This is a genomic window from Dyadobacter beijingensis DSM 21582, assembly GCF_000382205.1.
GTDB lineage: Bacteria > Bacteroidota > Bacteroidia > Cytophagales > Spirosomataceae > Dyadobacter > Dyadobacter beijingensis.
The window spans coordinates 44,055-64,257 of the sequence record NZ_KB907792.1 but is presented as its reverse complement, the minus strand read 5'-3'; the positions used below and the strand labels follow the sequence as shown (position 1 = coordinate 64,257).

24 protein-coding genes are annotated in these 20,203 nt (G+C 52.8%); 12 read left to right on the top strand and 12 right to left on the bottom strand.

Annotated features, from left to right (window positions below; all coding sequences use genetic code 11):
* Window positions 1-23: 23 nt before the first annotated feature.
* A complete protein-coding gene (locus H144_RS0128650; RefSeq protein ID WP_019945568.1) occupies window positions 24-1,316 on the top strand; it encodes an NCS2 family permease in 1,293 nt (430 codons plus the stop codon).
* Between the two features lie 5 nt (window positions 1,317-1,321).
* On the top strand, window positions 1,322-2,128 hold the full coding sequence (locus tag H144_RS0128645) for a 5'-methylthioadenosine/adenosylhomocysteine nucleosidase (RefSeq protein ID WP_019945567.1): 807 nt from the start codon (window positions 1,322-1,324) through the stop codon (window positions 2,126-2,128).
* A gap of 15 nt (window positions 2,129-2,143) precedes the next feature.
* Here H144_RS0128645 and H144_RS0128640 read toward each other — a convergent pair whose 3' ends face one another.
* Both H144_RS0128640 and H144_RS34485 read right to left on the bottom strand, forming a co-directional pair.
* Window positions 2,144-2,470: a chloride channel protein gene (locus H144_RS0128640; RefSeq protein ID WP_084600045.1), complete on the bottom strand. Its 327-nt coding sequence runs from the start codon at window positions 2,468-2,470 to the stop codon at window positions 2,144-2,146.
* On the bottom strand, window positions 2,394-2,660 hold the full coding sequence (locus tag H144_RS34485; RefSeq protein ID WP_157505232.1) for a hypothetical protein: 267 nt from the start codon (window positions 2,658-2,660) through the stop codon (window positions 2,394-2,396). Before H144_RS34485 ends, H144_RS0128640 begins: the two co-directional genes overlap by 77 nt.
* Window positions 2,661-2,928: 268 nt before the next feature.
* Here H144_RS34485 and H144_RS0128630 point away from each other — a divergent pair, with 268 nt between their 5' ends.
* Both H144_RS0128630 and H144_RS0128625 read left to right on the top strand, forming a co-directional pair.
* On the top strand, window positions 2,929-4,047 hold the full coding sequence (locus H144_RS0128630; protein ID WP_019945564.1) for a hypothetical protein: 1,119 nt from the start codon (window positions 2,929-2,931) through the stop codon (window positions 4,045-4,047).
* A gap of 34 nt (window positions 4,048-4,081) precedes the next feature.
* A complete protein-coding gene (locus tag H144_RS0128625) occupies window positions 4,082-5,152 on the top strand; it encodes an Ig-like domain-containing domain (RefSeq protein ID WP_019945563.1) in 1,071 nt (356 codons plus the stop codon).
* A gap of 1 nt (window position 5,153) precedes the next feature.
* Here H144_RS0128625 and H144_RS0128620 read toward each other — a convergent pair whose 3' ends face one another.
* The 5 genes from H144_RS0128620 to H144_RS0128600 form a co-directional block, all read right to left on the bottom strand.
* Window positions 5,154-5,873 (bottom strand): LytR/AlgR family response regulator transcription factor, encoded by a 720-nt coding sequence (locus H144_RS0128620; protein WP_019945562.1) that lies wholly within the window; start codon window positions 5,871-5,873, stop codon window positions 5,154-5,156.
* Entirely contained in the window at window positions 5,874-7,034 is a 1,161-nt protein-coding gene (locus H144_RS0128615) for a sensor histidine kinase (RefSeq protein ID WP_019945561.1), read from the bottom strand.
* A 164-nt stretch (window positions 7,035-7,198) separates the two neighbouring features.
* A complete protein-coding gene (locus H144_RS0128610; RefSeq protein WP_019945560.1) occupies window positions 7,199-7,435 on the bottom strand; it encodes a hypothetical protein in 237 nt (78 codons plus the stop codon).
* 128 nt (window positions 7,436-7,563) lie between these two features.
* Window positions 7,564-8,196 carry an START domain-containing protein gene (locus H144_RS0128605; protein WP_026351068.1) on the bottom strand — a complete coding sequence of 211 codons (633 nt, stop codon included), beginning with the start codon at window positions 8,194-8,196 and terminating at the stop codon, window positions 7,564-7,566.
* Window positions 8,197-8,316: 120 nt separating this feature from the next.
* The gene (locus H144_RS0128600) at window positions 8,317-9,075 is read right to left on the bottom strand and encodes a PorV/PorQ family protein (protein ID WP_157505231.1); all 759 of its coding nucleotides are present in this window, start codon (window positions 9,073-9,075) and stop codon (window positions 8,317-8,319) included.
* Between the two features lie 224 nt (window positions 9,076-9,299).
* On the opposite strand from H144_RS0128600, the gene H144_RS0128595 reads away from it, so the two are divergent.
* The 3 genes from H144_RS0128595 to H144_RS0128585 all read left to right on the top strand — a co-directional run bounded on the left by H144_RS0128595 (window position 9,300) and on the right by H144_RS0128585 (window position 12,249).
* Window positions 9,300-9,947 (top strand): 2'-5' RNA ligase family protein, encoded by a 648-nt coding sequence (locus tag H144_RS0128595; protein WP_157505230.1) that lies wholly within the window; start codon window positions 9,300-9,302, stop codon window positions 9,945-9,947.
* 67 nt (window positions 9,948-10,014) lie between these two features.
* The gene (locus H144_RS0128590; RefSeq protein WP_019945556.1) at window positions 10,015-10,200 is read left to right on the top strand and encodes a hypothetical protein; all 186 of its coding nucleotides are present in this window, start codon (window positions 10,015-10,017) and stop codon (window positions 10,198-10,200) included.
* A gap of 216 nt (window positions 10,201-10,416) precedes the next feature.
* Window positions 10,417-12,249 carry a gamma-glutamyltransferase family protein gene (locus H144_RS0128585; protein WP_051100205.1) on the top strand — a complete coding sequence of 611 codons (1,833 nt, stop codon included), beginning with the start codon at window positions 10,417-10,419 and terminating at the stop codon, window positions 12,247-12,249.
* A 51-nt stretch (window positions 12,250-12,300) separates the two neighbouring features.
* Here the strand turns inward: H144_RS0128585 and H144_RS0128580 are convergent, their stop codons facing one another.
* Window positions 12,301-13,137, bottom strand: a complete 837-nt coding sequence (locus H144_RS0128580; RefSeq protein WP_033403430.1) for a GNAT family N-acetyltransferase — start codon at window positions 13,135-13,137, stop codon at window positions 12,301-12,303.
* Window positions 13,138-13,301: 164 nt separating this feature from the next.
* On the opposite strand from H144_RS0128580, the gene H144_RS0128575 reads away from it, so the two are divergent.
* Window positions 13,302-13,715 carry a GNAT family N-acetyltransferase gene (locus tag H144_RS0128575; protein WP_033403461.1) on the top strand — a complete coding sequence of 138 codons (414 nt, stop codon included), beginning with the start codon at window positions 13,302-13,304 and terminating at the stop codon, window positions 13,713-13,715.
* An 8-nt stretch (window positions 13,716-13,723) separates the two neighbouring features.
* Here the strand turns inward: H144_RS0128575 and H144_RS0128570 are convergent, their stop codons facing one another.
* The 3 genes from H144_RS0128570 to H144_RS0128560 form a co-directional block, all read right to left on the bottom strand.
* Window positions 13,724-14,797 carry a winged helix DNA-binding domain-containing protein gene (locus tag H144_RS0128570; protein WP_019945552.1) on the bottom strand — a complete coding sequence of 358 codons (1,074 nt, stop codon included), beginning with the start codon at window positions 14,795-14,797 and terminating at the stop codon, window positions 13,724-13,726.
* A gap of 37 nt (window positions 14,798-14,834) precedes the next feature.
* Window positions 14,835-15,302: a GNAT family N-acetyltransferase gene (locus H144_RS0128565; protein ID WP_019945551.1), complete on the bottom strand. Its 468-nt coding sequence runs from the start codon at window positions 15,300-15,302 to the stop codon at window positions 14,835-14,837.
* A 78-nt stretch (window positions 15,303-15,380) separates the two neighbouring features.
* Window positions 15,381-16,004: an SDR family NAD(P)-dependent oxidoreductase gene (locus tag H144_RS0128560; RefSeq protein WP_157505229.1), complete on the bottom strand. Its 624-nt coding sequence runs from the start codon at window positions 16,002-16,004 to the stop codon at window positions 15,381-15,383.
* 100 nt (window positions 16,005-16,104) lie between these two features.
* Between H144_RS0128560 and H144_RS0128555 the strand changes: the two genes are divergently transcribed.
* From H144_RS0128555 to H144_RS0128540, 4 genes are all read left to right on the top strand, one after another.
* Window positions 16,105-16,911 carry a helix-turn-helix transcriptional regulator gene (locus tag H144_RS0128555; protein ID WP_019945549.1) on the top strand — a complete coding sequence of 269 codons (807 nt, stop codon included), beginning with the start codon at window positions 16,105-16,107 and terminating at the stop codon, window positions 16,909-16,911.
* Window positions 16,912-17,051: 140 nt separating this feature from the next.
* The gene (locus H144_RS0128550) at window positions 17,052-17,354 is read left to right on the top strand and encodes a hypothetical protein (RefSeq protein ID WP_229208022.1); all 303 of its coding nucleotides are present in this window, start codon (window positions 17,052-17,054) and stop codon (window positions 17,352-17,354) included.
* Window positions 17,355-17,486: 132 nt separating this feature from the next.
* On the top strand, window positions 17,487-17,882 hold the full coding sequence (locus H144_RS32750) for a response regulator (protein ID WP_019945547.1): 396 nt from the start codon (window positions 17,487-17,489) through the stop codon (window positions 17,880-17,882).
* 62 nt (window positions 17,883-17,944) lie between these two features.
* Window positions 17,945-18,433, top strand: coding sequence for an anthrone oxygenase family protein (locus tag H144_RS0128540; RefSeq protein WP_033403429.1), 489 nt, complete (start codon window positions 17,945-17,947; stop codon window positions 18,431-18,433).
* A 14-nt stretch (window positions 18,434-18,447) separates the two neighbouring features.
* Here the strand turns inward: H144_RS0128540 and H144_RS0128535 are convergent, their stop codons facing one another.
* Window positions 18,448-20,136, bottom strand: a complete 1,689-nt coding sequence (locus H144_RS0128535; RefSeq protein WP_019945545.1) for a GH39 family glycosyl hydrolase — start codon at window positions 20,134-20,136, stop codon at window positions 18,448-18,450.
* Window positions 20,137-20,203: the final 67 nt, after the last annotated feature.

The following is a 20,203-nucleotide window of genomic DNA, read 5'->3' as shown; positions in this document are numbered from 1 at the left end:
TATTTGACCTAAACCTAAACGATATGTTCTCTTTCTCCGGGCTTCGCAAAGAGCAAATCTCCACCGAAATCCTGGCAGGGATTTCTTCATTCCTGGCAACGGCCTATATCATCGTGGTGAACCCGTCGATCCTGAGCCAAACCGGCATGCCGTTCCCGGCCGTGCTCACCGCGACGATCCTCGTGTCGTTTTTCAGCAGCCTTATGATGGGATTGTATGCCAACAACCCGATCCTCGTAGCGCCGGGAATGGGGCTGAATGCGTTTTTCACATTCACTGCCGTACTCACCCAGGGGCTGAGCTGGCAGGTCGCGCTCGGGACGGTGTTCTGGTCGGGGGTGTTTTTCCTGATTTTATCGGCGTTTAATATCCGTTCCTATATTGTCAAAGCCATTCCCAAACCGCTGCGCTTCGGTATTGCGGCCGGCATCGGGCTGTTTATTACGCTGATAGGCTTTGCCAATGCGAAATTCATCGTGCCTAACCCCGCGACGATGATCAGTTTGGGAAACCTGAATGCACCCACCATTACCTTTATCGTCGGGCTGCTCATTACCGTCATATTGCTCATCCGCAATGTAAAAGGCAGCATTCTGATCGGCATTGTCGCTACAAGCCTGCTTGCCTGGCCTATCGGCCGGTGGTGGGGCGGTGCGGAGACGGTCATTAACATCGGAGAGCTCGTCGCCCGGCCCGATTTCAGCCTGCTTTTCCAACTGGACTTCGTGCATTCCCTGCAATGGAGCCTCACGCCGATTATTCTGGCATTCGTATTCACGGATATGTTCGACAGCCTCTCGACGTTCGTGGGGCTGGCCGAAGCATCCAACCTGCTCGACGAAAACGGCGAACCACGCAATATCCGCCGGTCGCTCATGGTCGACGCCATTTCGACGACCATCGCGGGCCTTGTCGGCAGCAGTCCCGGCACGGCCTACATCGAATCGGCCGTTGGGATCGAACAGGGCGGCAAAACAGGGCTTACAGCCATTACCGGGGCTGTTTTGTTCCTACCATTCCTGTTCCTTTCACCTTTGCTGAGCGCGGTACCGGCCATTGCCACGGCGCCCGCATTGGTATTGGTGGGGGTATTTATGATGAAACCCGTTATCCGCATCAACTGGAACGACCTTTCCGAGGCATTCCCGGCGTTCCTCGCTATGGTGCTGATCCCTTTTACCTACTCCATCACCCAGGGCATTATCTGGGGTTTCCTCAGCTGGACGGCCCTGAAACTGCTCACCGGCCGCGCCAGGGACATCAGTATCGCCCTCCTTATCATTGACCTATTTGCCATTCTGGCGCTGATTTTTTAACTAATATGAAGAAAAACTCCCTGCTCACGTTCCTTTTTTTGCTCATTGTCTTTAAAGCCCAGTCCCAGGACATTACGGGCATACTGGGCGCGTTCCCGCCCGAACTGGTCCTTCTTGAAAGCCAGATGACCCAAAAACAGGATACCGTCATCAGCCAGGTGCGCTTCATTCGCGGTGAGCTGCGCGGCCGGCAGGTTGTACTGGCCGAAACGGGCGTCGGCAAGGTGAATGCCGCCGTTACGACGGTGCTGATGATCCAGCATTTCAAACCGCGCGAAATTGTGTTTTCGGGCATTGCAGGCGGTGTGGACCCGGCATTAGCACCGGGCGACCTGGTGATCGGGACGGAAATTGCCTACCACGATTTCGGGCAGGTGGACGACGCCGGCATGCATTACTGGGCTACGAAAAACCCATTTACCAAAACAGAAAACCCGTTGAAGTTCCAATGCGATCCCGCGCTCGTGAAGAAGGCGCTTGCGGTGTCCCAAAATCTGAAACTTGCCAAAGTGGAGCGGGATAACGGCAGCTTTGTACCCGCCGTGAAGAAGGGCGTGATCGTCACCGGCGACGTGTTTGTTTCTTCCGAAAAAACGACCCGCAGGCTGCTCAAAGACCTGCACGCCGCCGCCACGGAAATGGAAGGCGCGGCCATTGCCCAAACCTGCTACCAGCAAAATACGCCCTTCCTGATCATCCGCAGCCTGAGCGACAAGGCCGACGGCAAAGCGAAGAAGGATATGGACCAGTTTTACAACGTCGCCGCGCACAATGCGGCCACGCTGGTGATGGCGGTTATTGAGCAAAAATAGGCTCCTAGGCGTGTTTTACCTGATAAGTATAAACTGAATACGGGGAAATTGCTGCCGCTCGCCATCACCACCCGCGCCGAGTGTTACCGAAGTAGCCACAGGCTTTAACAGCAAAACAGCCAATAGCGGCAAAATGAGCACCAGCGAAGGTGTGCCTGCATGCTGAAAAACGTGCTTTATACCCTCATAACCCTCCCCATACAGGTTAGGAACAAAGAAAATGAGGGTGGAAATCAACAGTGAACCGCCGATAATGCGGACGTAATCATTTTGCAGCGAGCCGAAGAACTTCTTGAAAAACAGTACGCATTTGGTCAGGTACACCGAATAATGTGTGCGCATTCTTGTTGATCGTATCGAGCACCTCCTTGATACCTTTGTTGGCTTTGCCACCGAACAGGAAGCGGCGCAGTAAGTGAATGGTAGTGAGGCCAGTAAGCGGAATAATAAACACCAGGTAGCGGTTATGCCACAAGTTTTCGAGGAATGCCTCTTCGTAATGCTCCGTGATGACTTTGAGCGTATCGGCCACCAATGCGGATAATAACCCCGGTAACGGCCGCCGCGGCGATCACCGCCAGCACTCTTTTTGACCTTTTAAACTGGTAAGATTGCGAATCCATTGTCGTAACTTGAAACCACGCGGATCAACACCCGCATTGAGAGAGACAACGCGGCTGGTTGCATTTTGTTTAATTAAGATTTTTTTAACCGGTAGGATTGGCTGTAAGAGCGCTTTTAAAATTGTGCTAATCAATGCATTTCCCATTCATTGTCAACTCATTAAACGCACATAGATCATGAAAAAAGTTTACTTTTTGCTAGCCGCATTGGCGGGACTGGTGCTGCTGGCCAACACGTCGCGGAACACGACAGGCCCTGCCGCCGGCAAGTTCGGGATGACGGTGGGTACGCCGGAGATCAAATCGATCAGCGGGCTGGCTTTCGGGCCGGAGGGCGTCCTGCTCGTGGGCGATTCGAAAAGCGCGACGGTGTTCGCGATCGACACCAAGGACGCGGCCAATGCACAGGCGCAGCCCGTTGAAATCAAGAACGTCGATCAGAAAATAGCCGCGTTGCTCGGAACCGAAGCTGCCAATATCAGCATCCAGGACATGGCGGTGAACCCGGTTTCGAAAAACATTTACTGCGCCGTGCAAAGCGGTGACGGCACGCCGGTACTGCTGAAAATCTCCGGTGATAAAATTGAACCGGTCAACACGAAAAATGTGCCGTTTTCGAGCCTCGCGCTTAACAATGCGCCCGCCGAAGACGCAAAGGACAAACGCGGGAATTCCGTGCGGGTTGCTGCCATTTCGGATATCGGATTCGCGGACGGCAAAGTGCTTGTAAGCGGGCTTTCGGGCCAGGAATTCGCTTCCACGTTCCGCAGCATCCCATTCCCTTTCTCAAATAAACAAGACCAGTCGACGCTGGAAATCTATCACGCCGCCCACGGCAAATACGAAACGCTGGCGCCGATCCGCACTTTCACTACGGCGGAAATCAAGGGTAAAAAATACATTGTCGCGAGCTATACCTGTACGCCGCTGGTGCTCTTCCCCCTCGATGAGCTGAAACCCGGCTCGCATGTAAAAGGACGTACGGTGGCGGAAATGGGCAGCGGCAATTCACCGATCGATATGGTAACCGTAAGCAAGGGCGGGGAGTCGTTCCTGATGATGTCCAACTCGGCACGGCCGGTTTTCAAGGTGAAATACAAAAGCATCGAGGCTTACCAGGGTGCATTAACGACGCCTGTGGAGGAAAGTTTCGCTACCGCCGGGGTCGATTTCGTGTCGCTGCCGGTAACGAATGTGATCCAGATGGACAAGCTCGACGATTCGCGCATGATCCTGCTTCAACGCCGTTCCAACGGCAGTCTTGATTTGTGGACTTCGAGTGAAAGGTATTTGTAATATTGGGCTTAAGAGCGTGGTCAGGCCGGCGTACATGTCCGGCCTGGCTTTTTTTGTGTGCCTCGTATCGTGCAACCGTTCGTCGGAAAATGCGCGGATCGAGATCCGGTGGAAAGAGGAGCGGGCCCGTTCGATCATTATTCCGGCGGCATTGATTGGCAACGTTCCGGACGATTCCACTTCGGCCTCCATCATGGTAAGCCTCGCGGGCAAGCCGATGCCTGTGCCTATTTTCGGCTCCTACAATCGTGAGGGCGACGATCTGGAATTCAGCCCACTCATTCCGTTCACGCCCGGAATGCGCTATCATGTGTATGTGCGCGGGCAGCGTGCGGGAGATTTTGAAATACCTGAAAACAAAACAGGTAATGCGCTAAGTGTTACGGCTATTTATCCATCGGCGGACACCTTACCTGAAAACCTCCTGAAAATTTACCTGCATTTTGATCACCCGATGCGCGAAGGACTTTCGAACCGGTACGTGAAACTGATCAAAAACCGGCGCGACACCGTGGAAGCCGCATTCCTCGACCTGCAACCGGAGCTATGGAACCCCGACCGGACCATTCTCACCCTCTGGCTCGATCCGGGCCGCATCAAGCGCGACCTGCAACCCAACAAACGCCTCGGCGCACCCATGCAGCAAGGCACTCATTACGAGGTTTGGGTTTCCGAAGCGTGGACGGATACACGCGGAAAGGCATTAGAAAAGCCATTTCGAAAGGCATTCGTCACGACGGAGAAGGATTCGCTTTCCCCGACACCCGCATCCTGGACGCTCGGACCTCCTGCCGCGGCCACGCGGCAGCCTTTGGAAATTAGTTTCAAAGAATCGATGGATCACAGCCTGTTGCAGGAAGTTTTCAGCGTGCAGGGTAAGTCTGGCGTCAAAATTTCAGGACAATGGCAAACCGGCGACCATGAAAAACAGGTTGCCTTCATCCCGACCGATAGCTGGAAGGCCGGCTCCTATCAAATCCTGATCGAAACCCGACTGGAAGACTTGGCGGGAAACAACCTCTTGCGCCCATTTGACAGGGATATTACAAAAAAAGCAGAGGCCGCTAGCGGTGAAATCGGGGTACTACGCTTCAACATAAAATGAGCTACCGATTCTTATCCATGAGCTTTCGGTTCACCACCTGCTCGATCACTTGTTCACGGTAGTTTCGGCTGATCGGAATGCGATGGGGCTGAATGAAGATTTCATTTCCATCGATTCCCTCGATTTTCGTGATCGCCACGATATACGACTTGTGCACGCGGATGAAAAGGCGGCTATCGAGGTTTTGTTCGAGGTGTTTCAGGTTAAGGAGCGTAATGTATTTTCCCTTCCGCGTGTGGATCGTCACGTAATTTTGAAGGCCTTCGATATAGAGTATGTCGTCAAAAAATATCTTTTCGTACTTGCTCCCGCATTTGATAAAAAAGTAGTCTTCCTCCGTTTTCGCCGCCGCCGGCCGGTGCAGGAGCTTGTGGTAATCGCGCGCCTTGCCGGCCGATTTGAAAAAACGTTCGAAAGTGATCGGTTTGAGCAGGTAATCCATCACATTGAGCTGAAAACCCTCCAGGGCATAGCTGGGATAGGCCGTCGTAATAATCGCCATCGGCGGATTCTGCACGATTTTCAGGAAATCGATACCGCTCATTTTGGGCATTTGAATGTCCAGGAAAATCAGGTCCACCGGCTCGCGGTCCATGAGGCTGATGAGCTCAACAGGGTTCTCGCACAAACCTGTGAGTTTGAGAAAATCCACCTCTTTCACATAGTCGGCCAAACCCTCGCGCGCCAGCGGTTCGTCGTCGATTATCGCACAGTTGATCATCTAATCTAATTGATTTAAAGACATTTGCGGCGTTTCCACCGTTTCCAGCTGATCCAGTTCCGTCTCAAAATGCACGGCAAAAAGGTCGGAATCGCGGCGGATATCCAGCCGGTAGCGACCGGGATAAATCAAATCCAACCTCCGGCGAACGTTTTTTAGCCCGATGCCGCCATAATTGAGCACTTCCGGTTGCTCCCCGGAGGAGGCGGTATTGACAAGGTCGAAAATAAGCTGCGTTTGGTCCAGCCGCAAATCACCCTGAATGCGGTTCGGCGCGTTTTCGTGCCTCGACACATGCTTGAAAGCATTTTCCATGAAAGTCATCAGGATAAATGGTGCGATGGCCAGCTCCCGCCCGATATGTTCTTCCACATTGAAATGAACTTCCAGCGTGTCGTTCTGCCGCAGTTTTTCCAGTTCGATAAAGTTTTCCAGGTAAGCGATTTCCTTACTGAGCGGGATCTGGTGGTCGTTGCATTCGTACAGCTGATGCCGCAGCAATTCCGAAAATTTGGCCAGCGACGCCGACGCCATGTCCGGGTTTTTATGGATCAGGAAAAAAATCGAATTGATGCTATTGAACAGGAAATGCGGGTTGAACTGATATTTGAGAAAATTGAGCTCGGTTTCCAGCTTTTCCTTTTCCAATGCTTGCTGCCTGCGCTGCGTTTCCAGCCAGTTTTTGGCCAACTTGATACTCATCGCGAACGTCGTGGCAGCGACCGTAGACGATAACGGGCCGCCCATCATCATACGAAAGAACCCGTAATTGTCCGCCCCGTAAAACTCTTCCAACGTCTTCCCGGCCGCCCAGGCACCTATGTAATACCCTGGCACAATCATCGCGGCGGTGACCAGGATCGTCCCTACGAGCCATGTGAGGTAAAGCACATATTTTCCTTTTTCCAGGTACCGCGGAACGAGGAAATAGAGGTTGAAATAAACCGCCAGCGCCTGCCAGATTACGTAAAACAGGAACTTAAAGATCGAGACAGTGAACAATGCCTCCACCACCTTGACGGGGTTCCCGAGCGCGACCACCCACCACACATAATGATACGCGACCCAAAAAGGCAGGTGGTAGAGCTTGTACCTGAAAAACCAGTGCGACCGGCCGGGCGGCGGGCTGAAATCCGGGGCTGGATGTGGCGTAGCGGTCATGCGGGACAAGCGGCGATATGATCTTACAATTTACATGAATCGGCGCGAAATATGGCTTGCATGTACAAACCGGCGTAAATAATTGACGAACCGCGCCCAACCGTACGCAAAAAGGCCCGGCTGATTACATTATCAGCCGGGCCTCGTGTCGATCTCGATTTACATTATACCAATGTCACGCCGCAAGGGCAGCCCGAGCTAGGTTTTGCGCCATTGGCATATTCAAGTTTCAATTTTTTACCTTTTTCGTCTGCCTCTTCCAGCAGTTCGAAAGTACGTCGCTCGCCGATCATCAGCAGCGACTGGAAAAGAATACCGGCATATTTACTTTCTTCGCTACCGGGGCCCTTATCCTTGGCGAGGTCGTTATAGTGTCCGAAAAGATCTTTTCCTTTTCCCATGATATGATATTTTTGCTTTGAGTTTCAGATCCTTATTTTTTCTATGGCAAAATCACGTTAAAACTCTCCTTTGCCAATTTAGGAAAATAATGATAAAAAATAGCAAAAAATGCATGCCAAAAGTTCAACTATTCGCCGCCGGCCACGGACCGCCGGCGTTCGGCAAGCACGATTCTCATCCGCTGAAACGTCTCGATAGGTGCCCGGCAGGCGAACATATTCACAACGTGTGCCGGGATATGTCCGCCCGGATCGACCAGCAAGGTGTATTCCACGGACAACTTACCGTGCGGTAGCGGCCGGATTAGCCAGCGGTTCACAGAATGCGACACGCGCACCACACTTTCCCGTACGGGAACTATACCGGGTACTGCCGGTGCTTCCACTACCACGACGCCGGTTTTCGGGTCACGGAGCACTTTCAGGTGCGTGACAAAGTCGCGGTTATCCAGCGGCCAGGGAAGGCTCACTTCCGTATGGTAAAATAGCTCCGTATCCGACACCTTTTTGATCAATACGCAGGATTTGGTATGGCATACCCACCGCTCGGCTGCGCTCACATCCATGAGCAAAGCAACCAGCTCGTCGGCACTGGCATCTAATATGCATTCCGCCTTCATCGCTTTGATCTTCGAATCAGGCACGGGTTTTGCAAAAACCTTGATGCCATCTTTGGCCGCCACGCACTTCCATTCCGGCTGCGCCATTGCGGCCGTAACGCACAGTAAAAGAACCAGTAAGGGGCGGATCGCATCGTTCATATCGATGCAAAATTCTCACTTCCGGCCCCATTCCCGAAACCTATTCCGCCCGCGATGCCGGAAAGCACGTTTCAACTGACGGAAAGCGCGGTTGAACTGATCAATGGCGGGGAACGCCTCCTAAAAATAAAGCAGGCCGCCGACCTTGTACATATTCTTCATGGCGTCGTTGACACCGGTTGGAAACAGGTAGGCGAAGTCTATACCAAAATGATCGAGGAATCGGGCGCCGGCTCCGACGGTGAGGAATTTGCGACCTCCTTTTTCCGCGTTTTCAGCCCGGTATCCGCTGCGGAGCGCAAACTTTTCCTGATACCAATATTCCGCCCCGACAGACACTACGACCTCCTGCATTTCTTCCTTGAAACCACCGGGAGCGTCGGAAAATGACGCCAGAATGCCTTCCAGGTACGGCCGCTGGTTCACATTACGCCCGGGGGCGGGCGTCGGGACGAGCAGCTTCGCATAAGCCGCGCTCACAGCGAAATCACGGCCGGGCGACAATGTGTTGGCTGACGACAATCTCGGCTGATTGAAATAATCCACGGACGCTCCCACCACCTGTCCCTTAGCCAGCTTCCTGTACATAGAAGCATATCCGACCCAGGCATCATCCATGAGGTAAGGCAGCCACGGCGAATAAGTCGCCGAAACGCCCAGAGCGCCTGGTGCGTCGGGCAACTTGCCCGGATTCCAGAACATCGCATTCGCATCCCCGCTGGTAGCCGTGCCGGCAAAGCCCATTCCGCTGGCCCGGGCGTCGGGCGCCATCGACAATGCATAGGCGGCGGGATCGGGAATGCGGGGACCCGTTTGAGCGCAGACAACCACCGCATGACATGATAATACACACGCGAACACGAACCAGATTGCTTTCATAGGAAGCCTGATTTAGGTTAAAGGAGTTGATCTTCGGTTACAAAATCGAAACGCGAAAGTCTATGCATTATTATAAATATCCTGCGTATCCTTCAACTCACTCCGTGCCACGACAATCGTATTTTTTATGATATTTTAAAAACCAATTGTTTGATATTAAAAATATCTTTTCTATTTTTACAAGTGAAATTTTTATCGCGAAAATTTTATTACACTTCATCAACATGAAAGCTATTCATTTCAACAGCAATGATTTGAGTACTATCAGGAATATCCGGGAGCATATGTATGAATATCTCCTGGTATTTTCCTGTGATCCCGTCACCGAAGCGGCGATCGGAAGCGTCAAGCAGTATTTTCAGAAAGCTTACGGTTGCGGGCAGGCAGCCAATCTGCGCCCGCACCTGACGCTTTTCAACTGCATTATCCACGAGAACAAACTCGACAGGCTTATCCAGGGTTTCGAGAAGGTAGCCCGCCGCGCGGCCCCTTTCCGCATCGAGCTCGACGGGTTTAACCGCTATGAAGGCGGCACGTTCTATATCGATCTGTCGGAAGGCGCATCAGCCGAAGTAGGCAACCTCGTCAAGGGCCTGAAAACTGAAACGTTCGACCATCTGACGAAATGGTCGTCCGGCGAATTCAGGTTCTGCACGGACCCGCACGTGACGGTCGCGCGGCACATGACGCCCGCACAGGTAACGAATGCGGCACGGGAATGGATGCACAAAAAATTCCGTTCATCCTTCCGCGTCACGGAAATGATCCTGCTGAAAAGATCACTCGTCAACGGCTCCAGATGCCAGGAAATCGCACGCATGCCATTGCTGGGACTGCCGGATAATGTGCTGGTGCAGGGGAGTCTGTTTTGAATTCAGGTGGCTACCAAGCTGGACAATCGCTGCTTGGTGGTCAATAATGTCAATACACACTATTTTTATGAAATATCAGATCCTCTACGATCAGAACGAGCGTTTGCGCAATAAGCTTGGGATAGCCAATCCTGAGGAACCGGCGCGAGATGTTAACCTGTCTAAAGGCGGCTTCTTTTTTGCTTCTTCTCTGTACTTGGGGCAAACAATGGATCAATTCGAGCAGGAGTTTCTATTGAAGGACTGTTTATAATATCATTCCAGGGAAGCTTCCAAAAAAATGAGCGGTTCTCAGATTTACTTACACCTGTACTGGTACTGATTGATTTTGACAGGAGAGCATGGTTTAGTAATTTGTGCCTGGCCTTCATTCGTGCAATATTTACGCCTTGTAACGCATGGAAAGCCAATGCTTCCTAACCACCTTCATATGAAACCAAAACTCGTTTTACGCTCGACGATCGGACTGATGCTTTGCGGGCTGAGTGCTTTTTCGCAGTCGTTCAACAACTTTCCCGTTACTACCCAGAAACCGCCTTTGCACGGAAAGCACTGGATGGGGATTACGGGCAAGCCGCTGGCCGCGACGGCCGGGGCGATGATTTTCAGCAAAGGCGGCAATGCAATCGATGCCTCGTGCGCGATGCTGGCAGCCACTTGTACCATGTGGGATGTGCTGAGCTGGGGCGGGGAAACGCAGGCATTGATCTACAATCCGAAGACGAAAAAGGTCATTGCGATCAACGCAATGGGGGTTGCACCGACTGGTGCCACACCCGAGTTTTTCAAAAACAAGGGAATGAGCTACCCGCCTGAATACGGCCCGCTGGCCGCTACGACACCCGGTACGCCCGGCGGACTCATGACCATGCTGGCTGAATACGGCACAATGAGCCTGAAAGACGTGCTCGCGCCTGCCATGCAAATGGCCGAGGGCTATCCGATCGAAGCGCAAACAGCCAATTCGATTGAAAAAGGCAAAGACGAGATTAAAAAATGGCCGTATTCTACAAAGGTATTCCTGCCGCATTTAGGGCAGAAGCGGGAAGCACCTGATGCAGGCGAGATATTTGTTCAGAAGGATTTGCGCGCCACATTGCAGAAGCTGGTTGACACTGAGCAGCAAGCTTTAAAAAGCGGCAAAAACCGCAAGGAGGCCATTTATGCAGCATATGACCGGTTCTACAAAGGTGATATCGCCAAAGAAATCGCCCGGGGCTGCCAGGAACAGGGCGGCCTGATCACGGAAAAGGATATGGCCACCTGGAAAGTGAAGATCGAAGAGCCGCTGATGGTCAACTACAAAGGTATCGACGTATACAAAATGCAGCAATGGACGCAGGGCCCCGTAATGTTGCAGGCGCTTAACATGCTGGAAAATTTTGACCTGAAAGGCATGGGATACAATTCTTCCCGCTATGTGCACACGCTGTACCAGGTGATGAACATGGCATTCGCCGACAGGGATTTTTATTATGGCGACCCGGCCTTTGCCCCGGAAGAGCCGATGAAAGGCCTGCTTTCGAAAGAATATGCCAAAGATCGGATCAAGCAGATCAATTGGGAACAGAACGATTCGAAAACAATGCCTGGTGACCCCTACCCTTTTGAAGGCAAAAAGAACCCGTTTGCTGACCAAATCAAGAATTGGGGCAATTTCCAGGCATCGACTAACCGTAACAAGAACGGATTGGACGAAAAATTTATGGAGGAATTCACAGCGGGAACCACCTCCGTGGAAGCGGCTGACGAAGAGGGCTGGGTAGTGAGCATTACACCCAGCGGTGGGTGGGTGCCTGCGTGCATAGCGGGCAATACGGGCGTAGGCCTGAGCCAACGCATGCAGTCGTTCGTGCTGGATGCGCGCGAGAACCCGTTCAACGTAGTAGAGCCGGGCAAACGGCCGAGGGTAACCCTTACCCCCAGTCTGGCGCTGAAAGACGGAAAACCATTCCTTTCATTTGCCAAGCAGGCCGGCGACGAGCAGGACCAGCTGTTGTTGCAGTTCTTTTTGAATGTCGTAGAGTTTGGCATGACGGTGCAGGAAGCATCCGAAGCGCCCAGTTTCAAAACGTTGCAGATGTATGCCAGCTTTGGAAAACATGAAAAAGAACCGGGCGGCTTGATCCTCAACCAATCGATGCCGGACTGGACGCGGAAGGAACTAAGCCGGATGGGTTACAAGCCAAGCTACCAACCCCGCACCAGCGGCCCTATCAATGCGATCTACTTCGATTGGCAGCACGGCAGCTTCTGGGGCGGATCGAGTAACCACGGGGAAGACTACGGTTTCGGCTGGTGATTATCGGGAAATGGCGTGTTTGGCGTCAATGCGTGTTGTAATGCAAAGCCGCTAGCCTGATTGCGGGCGTTCGATCATGCGTACCATACCGAATGCCGGACCGAAGCCTGTTTGCTGGTAAAACTGCGAGAGGCCATCGCCAGTAAACAGGCCTACCAATGATCCGTCGGGGGCATTATCGTCCAGCCAGCGTTTTACTTCCCGCATGATGGTCGAGCCTACTTGCTTACGCTGCCAGTCGCCGTGGACCATGACGTCCTTAATGTAAAAGAAGCTGAGCCCGTCGCCCAGAATCAATGCACAGCCAATGGCTTCACCCGTTTCTGAATTTTCGGCGACGGCGGTGAAAAGTGCCGCATCCAGCTTCTTTTGGAGGATTTCGTCCGGCTGCGGACTGGTCCAGCCTACGGATTTGGCGAGACTTCGGTATTCCGCCGTCGTTAGTTTGCGACCCAAAACGCGCACAACGGCCGGAAGCGGTTCCGATTTTGGCTCATCGTCGCCTTTTTCCGGTGATGCGAAGGTAACGTAGTTGCCATTCAGGTCTTTTACCACATATTCGACAAAACCCCACGGCTGTTTCGCCAGATGCATGACGATCTCAGCCTTGCTGTCCTGATGCATTTGGTAAAGCTGCCTGATCCGCTTCACCCGAATCCATATGCATTGCCCACGCATGCGCCCGGCGGCCTCCTCATTTTGTGAAAACTGGATGAATGCGCCCTGCCAGGAAACGCCGCCGTGATTGGGCGGCGTGCCCCAGGTCCAGTGGCCGGGAAAACACAGCACGTCGTGCCAGTATTTCACTGTCGCGGCCACGTCCTTCACCATCAAAACGGGTTCTGCGTGGGTCAAAAAGGGATCAGGTTCGTGGCGGGTGGTCTGCATGGCTGGTCGTTATTTGAAATACCTGGTTTCCTGCGGCCAATATGGGATTGGCCCTTTCTTTTTGGAGTCGCTGCCGGCTGTTTCATCTTGAAATGGGTTGCATCAGGCGTATTTTTGCAAAAAATACCCGTGTAGTTAAGTATTTTCCCTATCAAATAAAAGGCATGGATCTCATTGAAATTCAAAAAGTTAATGCTGATGACCTGATCGATATCCGGCACCTGGTCCTTTGGCCGGACAAACCCCGCGAGTTTGTAAAAGTCCCCGAAGACGAGCACGGAATGCATTTCGGATTGTACCTCGATGGCGCCCTGGTTTCCGTCATTTCACTCTTCGGCGAGGGCGCCGACATCCGATTCCGAAAATTCGCCACCTTGCCCGGACTGCAAGGCAAAGGACTGGGTTCCAGGCTCCTGCAACACGCCATTGACTTCGCGCAGATGCAGGGCTACACGCGCATGTGGTGCGACGCGCGCACGGATGCGTTAGGTTTTTACCAACGTTTCGGCTTCAAAAAATTCTCGGAGCCCTTTTTCAAGGAGCATATCGAGTACTACAAGATCGAACGCGGACTCTGAGCCGGCATTCACTCAAAAACCGCATTCTTTTTACCGATAAACCGCGCATAGGCGGCTCCTGCGGCTTCCAGGGACTTCTCGGCTGACACGGGCAGGCGCGAGAGCGGATTAATTTCGATAGCAACCGAGTCTTTCTTTTCCGTTCGTCGCCAGAGTCCGACAACTTTTCCTTTTACCATCACTACCGGTTTGAAAATACCATTTCCGGAGTCGCGGTTTTGCGCTACGGCATCGTCCATGGCCGCGCGGCGGTCGGCATAACCGATGGTCAGCTCGTCGTAAGGCGGAATGAGCATCGCTTTCGCAGGTACTTTCGGTATTTCGGAAAAACCCGTGAAAATGTATTCACGGTCTCCCACCCTGGCCGTTTCAAATTCGCCGCGGATTGCTTCGAAAGCCTGCCGCGCGTCGGTCACGGACAGGCCGCTCCACCATACGAAATCCTGAACGGTAGCGGGTCCGTGACTCGTAAAATACCGCCTCGCCAATGCCGCCAACGCTTCTTCGCGCGGCACCGGCGCTGCGGCGGGCACTTTACGGTCGAAAAGCGCGTACGTAAATTTCTTCCCGCGCCGCGCCCCATTGCAGATAATCTGGTCGAGCTCGGCCTGGAACATGATGTGCGTCGCACGCAGCGGGTCCGTTTCGATGCCCGCCTTGTTCACTTCCGCGATGACTTCCTCGCGCGTCAGCTCATCGCCATCGGCTAGCAACTTACCGATCAGGTCATTCGTAATCGTAAAAACCGATTTATCCAGCTTCAACTGCCGGTACATCGTGCCGGCGAGCTTCACCACATGCGGGGCCGTAAGATCCATTATCCAGCGGACGTCTTCTTTCGTCACGAAATGCCAGGTCGGGCGCATCATGTGCGTACGGATAATGCCGCCGGCGTCGATCGCTTTTTCCACACCAGCATCCGTGTCCTTTTTCAGGCGCAGCCCCAATGCCCATTTGGCCATCGCGAAATCCTGCGCCTGCACGGCGCCCATCCAGGCTACCAATGCGGCCGGATCGGTAAAACGGGTATCGAGTAGCTGCTGGTTGGCGAGGCGCAATGCCGCAATGTCGGCTAAGTTCATGGCTGTTTAAAGGGATTATGTCTTTGGAAGCGGTAATTCAAACGCCGGTAGCCAGCCGCATTTCGGTCAGCATTTTCCGGAAACCGACCTTTTCGTAGGCAGCAACGGCGGGTATGTTTTCGGAATATACCTGCAAGCGCACCTCGTCGAGTCCCTTGCCGCGTGCCCATACAACAAGCGCATCAATGATCAAACGGTTGATCCCGCGGCCGCGCATATCGGGCTCGGTATACATAAAACCGAGGAATGCGTAGCGTTTGAAGCGATTATAATGCTTTCCTTCCAAAATCCGTGCATTACCACTGGCTATCAGGCGGTCGCCTAGCACGGCAACGAGCACTTCGGCATCGTCGCTGCGGATCATTTTTTCCAAATCATAGTAGTGAAATTCCTCCGCCACAAAAGTATCGTCGAGCGGGCGCTCACTGGCGATCAGGTTTTGTTCAAATGCAAGCAATGTAGGCAGCTCGTCGAGGCGGGCCTGGCGAATCTGAATGTTTTCCATGGACAATGTTGATGTAGTAACATTGCAAATCTATCATTCGCAGGCTAGCAAACCGATTTTCGCCGAAATAAATACGGATCAATGCATCGTGATACGGCCTGGTACCACTTCGGGCAAAGCGCCTTCCAGGATTTCCAGCGCCCGCGTCTCTGCGGTCGTTCCGTGTGCTGCCGGCAATGCGAAACCGCCGATTTGCAAGTCTGAATTACGCATTTCTGCATGAAGATGCTCCGCAAAACGCATATGATAGCCCACCATCGCCTGCTCCCACTGTGCCATCGGCTGCGAATGGCACCAAAGATCGATCACGCGCGCGTGGGCGTGCAGCAGAAGGTTAGGCAAGAGCTGATGCAGGTACAATATGCCGCTTGCGTGACTTGTTTTAAGTTTTCTATCCAGCGAGCGGATGTCGTGATCGTCCAGGCGCATAGTCCAGCCGGTTTCGGCGTAGTTTATCAGCAGATCGACATCGAAACGATCGTTGATTTTTTCGCAAGCGGCAATGATGCTGCCCGTATCGGCATCGTCCACGACGAGATAATGAACCAGCACGCGGTGATTTTGAATGATTTCCCGGACGAGTATTTCGAGCTCCGGCCCGCGTGCGCCGATCAGGATAAGATTGCGTTTTTGTGCGGCAAGCACACGGGCGAAACTTTTTCCCCACACGGTATCAGCCCCGCGGACTACTGAAAAATTCATGGCTATGATGATTTTGGCAAAAAAATAATACGGACCTGCCAAGGTGAAATGCCCTCAGAGTTGTCCTTGAAATATACCTGCAAAGAAAACCGGGACGCACATGAGAGGAAATACTGATTTATCATTACAAAACCTGCCGGCCAAGCCGCCACGGACGGCGCCGGATTACCTTCAATTGCTGAACCGATATTACGATTTCGAAGGCGTGGAGCCCGATCGGCTCGACAAGCAGCTGGCTTTGATCCGAGCGATGGCGCAGTTGAGCAGCAGCGGGGTGACGGTGTACGACCTTCAAAAACGGACGCATGTGTATGTTTCGCGCAACTTTTACCAGTTACATGGCTATGATTTCCGGGAAACGCAATCGTGCATCGCGAACGAGCTGTTCGATGCCCGCACACATCCCGACGATCTTCCTGTGCTGGCGCACAATGGCTACGAGGCGATGAAGTTTATGATGCAGCAGCCCGTGCATTTGCGCAAGCATTTCAAAATGGTGACAGGCTACCGGATATTCGCTGGCAATGAACAACTTATACGAGTTAGCGAGCAGCACCAGGTGCTCGAATTGGATGCTTCGGGGAATATCTGGCTGTCGCTCGGGGTGATCGACATTTCGCCGGACCAGACAATCAGGGAGGTGACGAGCCAGCTCATTAATTTCCATACGGGGGAGCTGACGGCACTTCCGGACAGACCCTCGGAAGAAAAAATTAGGCTGACGGCACGCGAAAAAGAGATCCTGGGCATGATCGGAAAGGGAAAATTGAGTAAAGAAATTTCCGCATTGCTGGACATCAGTGTCCATACTGTCAACACTCACCGACAAAGGATACTGGAAAAACTCCGCGCGGACAATGCTATCGAAGCGTTGCAAAGCGCTAAGATGATCGGATTGATAGCCTGAAAATTACTCAAAAGGGCCAAAGGATAAGTATTGACATATTTGTGAGATAATTCGACAAGGCAGTACAATAAATTGGTATAGTTTTAATAGACAGTGCGGTTACAATTTGCTACTAATCCACAAAAGTTAACATGACGGCTATGGAAAGCGAAAAACAAACTGTTATCACGCTGAACGACGAAAGTTTCAAGCACTACCTGATCGAACGCTACGGCGACAGTGCCGAAAATTCCAGCTGGAAAAAACTCAAAAATGCTTCTCAGGAGCTCGTTTCGCACGAAACGTGGGTGCAACTTTACCATCGCGCCAAGGAAGATGTGGCCCGGAAAGGCGGGTCGCTGATCGGGTACGAACTTGTCAACAACATATTACTAAGCCACGACGGCATCAACTCCCACTGGCCCATGAACTGGATGTGGGTGATCCGATTCGGACGCGACTAAATTCCCGGAATTCGGGAATTTAGTCTTTTCACGGTTTGGGTTATTATTTTTCGGGTTTAACTTTACGTTACACTTAGTTAATCATCCACCCTGCCCGGAACCCGGTTCTGCTTTGGGTTAATTAAATGCCGAATGAACGACCCCAAAACGATCTACCTGGTAGACGATGATCAGGACGACCGGTTCTTTGTCAAGGAGGCCATTCAGGAATCGGGTGCGAAGGTGGAAATTGTCGAGGTAGAAAACGGTTTTGACTTGCTTACATTGGCCCGCGACATCGCGGAGCCGGCATTGTCCATTATCATTATCGACATGAATATGCCCAAAATGAATGGCCTGGAAACCGTAGCAGCCATTCGTGCGGACACGCGCCTCGCCGAAATGCCTATCGTAATGCTGTCCACGTCGTCGAACCCTTCGCTCATTCGCACGGCTTACCTTTCCGGTGTCACCAACTTTGTAACCAAGCCCAGTACCTTCGACGAATTCGCGCAGTTCGCGCGCGAGATCAGCGAACGCTATTTGTGACCTGTCGCTTTTGTTCTATTTTTCTGCCAATGCCGGCCCGACATTTGAAAGAAAAAAGACTTATGACGACAATCAACCTTTTCCTGCTCGTAACGGCACTCGCCAGCGGCCTCATTGCCGGCCTGTTTTACAGCTACTCCTGCTCGGTAAACCCCGGCCTGGGCGCACTACCGGACGCCAACTATCTGGCGGCGATGCAATCCATCAACCGCGCTATCCTCAATCCGGTATTCTTTTTCAGTTTTATGGGAACAGTGCTTTTACTCCCGCTTAGCACATACCAGCATTTCGGGACGGGGCGGTTTTACTGGTTGCTGGCCGCGAGCCTGGTTTACCTTGTCGGCACTTTCGGGGTGACTGCAATGGGTAATGTGCCATTGAACGAAGCCCTGGCCAAAACGGACCTTGCCCATGCCACCGCAAAGGAACTTGCCGCACATCGTTTGCGGTTTGAAATGCCATGGAACAGGCTCCATGCCATCCGCACCTACGCCTCGGTGCTTTCGTTCGCGCTGGTGATTTTAGCCTGCATTAATCCTTTTGATAAATGACCATCCGGCCCGCATTACCAATCCAGCTTGACGAGCGAAACTGCCTGGCGGGGTAATGCAAGAGATACTTTCGCCTTTCCTCCGGTTACTTTCAGTTTTTTGGGTGTACCCAGTGTCTTAAGTTGCCCGGCTTTTTCCAATATCGCAATCTGCGCCGTGGTGGGCTGCTGCGGCGAGCCCATTTTTTTCCATACCTCGTAGGAATTGCTGTGCTCGTTGTCGATGCGGTACTCGGTGAGGGTTATGTTGGCGGCGGGGATGCCTGTGAGTTGTAGCTCAACGGGCTCCGCGGGGCCCTGACGGTCGTCGTCATGGTAATTCCAAAGCATCACGGCGGCGGTACGTGCCGCTTTCGAGGCCAGCGCCCCGATTTCCGTTTTTTCCCCACGAATACTCGAATCGAGCACCATCTGCAGCGGGTACATCCGGTCGCTCCGCGTTTCGACCCGGTCGCCGTTCATTTTCCCGAACATCCTGAACACATTCAACACCGGCTTATCGACGCCGTTCGTAGCCAGATCGCGGAACCCGTAGAACCAGGGCTGGTTTTCGAATTCGAACGACCATGATACCGCGCCGAGAAAATTGACCCCGTACTGATCGGCCATGGCATATTTGCGGGCAAAAGTGGCGGCGGTATAGCTGGAATACATCGTTCCGTTGCGGTAGGCATTGGACGGGTTGGTCGCCATCCCGCACGCCGCGCAACCCTCCGGGTCGGACTCGCCGACGATCAGCGGCAGGTTTTTAAACTGCGGATAAGCCAATACGGATTTGAAACCGGTTTGAATGTCGCGCAGCTGCGGGCTCATATTCATACGCACGATGCCGTCGATCAGTTTCGGTGAGCCTTTGGCATGAAACAGCACGGCATCGAGCGGCGAGCCTTTTTTACCGGTAACATAGTTGGTGCCTTCCGCGCAATGTTTCAGGAATGCTTCGAGCCATTGCGTACCGGTTTTGCCCGAAGTACCCGCGATGTTCAGGCCGCCGATGCGGGCGGTAGGCAATGCGCGTTTGACGGCGTCGGCTGAATAATCGTACAATTTAAAAAACTCATCCATCGTGCCTTTCCAATAACCGTTGGGCTCATTCCACACTTCCCAATACCAGCTTTCTACCTCCTTTTGCCCGTACCGCTCCACCGAATGCCGCACCCAGTTGTAAACCAGGTCGGCCCATTTCTGGTAGTCTTTCGGCGGATATGCCCAGCCGGTGATGATCTTGAAATACGGGTCGCCGGGCTTCCAGTCGTGCTGGTAAGGCTGCGGGTTGCTGGACAATGCCTCGGGCATGAAGCCGATCTGCGCCAGGGGTTTCATACCCCTCTGCACATAGGTATCGAAAATGCTGTCGACGATGGCCCAGTTGTACACTGGTTTGCCGTTGCTATCCTCCGTATATGCATTCGTGGAACCCCATTTGAGTGCTGGCGTGCCGTCACCCGTGCATAGCAGGCAGTGCGCGCGTACGTACACGGGCACAGGACTGAGCGCCGCAATTTCCGACAGCAGTTTTTTGCCGTCTTTCATATACGTATAGTTGGGCTCGTCATACCCGAACCACGCCCACGCGGGATTCATCGGCCCCACTTTTTTCCCAAAATCCACCTGCACCTGCGCGGGCTGCTGCGCACGCGTGGTTTGAAAAATGGCGATCAGGCAAATAAATGTCAGGAAACTGGCACGTAAAGCAGCGAGCATGGGAATCGACGTTTTGGTTCGCGGGGAAAACCGTTTGATATGCTGAATCTACCTTTTGCAAACATAA

Excerpts from the sequence above, each read along its gene's own strand:
- H144_RS0128630 (WP_019945564.1), top strand. The coding sequence starts at position 2,929 with ATGAAAAAAGTTTACTTTTTGCTAGCCGCATTGGCGGGACTGGTGCTG.
- H144_RS0128610 (WP_019945560.1), bottom strand. The coding sequence starts at position 7,435 with ATGGGAAAAGGAAAAGATCTTTTCGGACACTATAACGACCTCGCCAAG.
- H144_RS0128640 (WP_084600045.1), bottom strand. The coding sequence starts at position 2,470 with ATGCGCACACATTATTCGGTGTACCTGACCAAATGCGTACTGTTTTTC.
- H144_RS0128570 (WP_019945552.1), bottom strand. The coding sequence starts at position 14,797 with ATGAACTTAGCCGACATTGCGGCATTGCGCCTCGCCAACCAGCAGCTA.
- H144_RS32750 (WP_019945547.1), top strand. The coding sequence starts at position 17,487 with ATGAACGACCCCAAAACGATCTACCTGGTAGACGATGATCAGGACGAC.
- H144_RS0128625 (WP_019945563.1), top strand. The coding sequence starts at position 4,082 with ATGTCCGGCCTGGCTTTTTTTGTGTGCCTCGTATCGTGCAACCGTTCG.
- H144_RS0128605 (WP_026351068.1), bottom strand. The coding sequence starts at position 8,196 with ATGAACGATGCGATCCGCCCCTTACTGGTTCTTTTACTGTGCGTTACG.
- H144_RS0128650 (WP_019945568.1), top strand. The coding sequence starts at position 24 with ATGTTCTCTTTCTCCGGGCTTCGCAAAGAGCAAATCTCCACCGAAATC.
- H144_RS0128565 (WP_019945551.1), bottom strand. The coding sequence starts at position 15,302 with ATGGAAAACATTCAGATTCGCCAGGCCCGCCTCGACGAGCTGCCTACA.
- H144_RS0128615 (WP_019945561.1), bottom strand. The coding sequence starts at position 7,034 with ATGACCGCTACGCCACATCCAGCCCCGGATTTCAGCCCGCCGCCCGGC.
- H144_RS0128535 (WP_019945545.1), bottom strand. The coding sequence starts at position 20,136 with ATGCTCGCTGCTTTACGTGCCAGTTTCCTGACATTTATTTGCCTGATC.
- H144_RS0128590 (WP_019945556.1), top strand. The coding sequence starts at position 10,015 with ATGAAATATCAGATCCTCTACGATCAGAACGAGCGTTTGCGCAATAAG.
- H144_RS0128555 (WP_019945549.1), top strand. The coding sequence starts at position 16,105 with ATGAGAGGAAATACTGATTTATCATTACAAAACCTGCCGGCCAAGCCG.
- H144_RS0128585 (WP_051100205.1), top strand. The coding sequence starts at position 10,417 with ATGCTTTGCGGGCTGAGTGCTTTTTCGCAGTCGTTCAACAACTTTCCC.
- H144_RS0128645 (WP_019945567.1), top strand. The coding sequence starts at position 1,322 with ATGAAGAAAAACTCCCTGCTCACGTTCCTTTTTTTGCTCATTGTCTTT.
- H144_RS0128620 (WP_019945562.1), bottom strand. The coding sequence starts at position 5,873 with ATGATCAACTGTGCGATAATCGACGACGAACCGCTGGCGCGCGAGGGT.
- H144_RS0128560 (WP_157505229.1), bottom strand. The coding sequence starts at position 16,004 with ATGAATTTTTCAGTAGTCCGCGGGGCTGATACCGTGTGGGGAAAAAGT.
- H144_RS0128595 (WP_157505230.1), top strand. The coding sequence starts at position 9,300 with ATGAAAGCTATTCATTTCAACAGCAATGATTTGAGTACTATCAGGAAT.
- H144_RS0128540 (WP_033403429.1), top strand. The coding sequence starts at position 17,945 with ATGACGACAATCAACCTTTTCCTGCTCGTAACGGCACTCGCCAGCGGC.
- H144_RS0128600 (WP_157505231.1), bottom strand. The coding sequence starts at position 9,075 with ATGAAAGCAATCTGGTTCGTGTTCGCGTGTGTATTATCATGTCATGCG.
- H144_RS0128550 (WP_229208022.1), top strand. The coding sequence starts at position 17,052 with ATGGAAAGCGAAAAACAAACTGTTATCACGCTGAACGACGAAAGTTTC.
- H144_RS0128575 (WP_033403461.1), top strand. The coding sequence starts at position 13,302 with ATGGATCTCATTGAAATTCAAAAAGTTAATGCTGATGACCTGATCGAT.
- H144_RS0128580 (WP_033403430.1), bottom strand. The coding sequence starts at position 13,137 with ATGCAGACCACCCGCCACGAACCTGATCCCTTTTTGACCCACGCAGAA.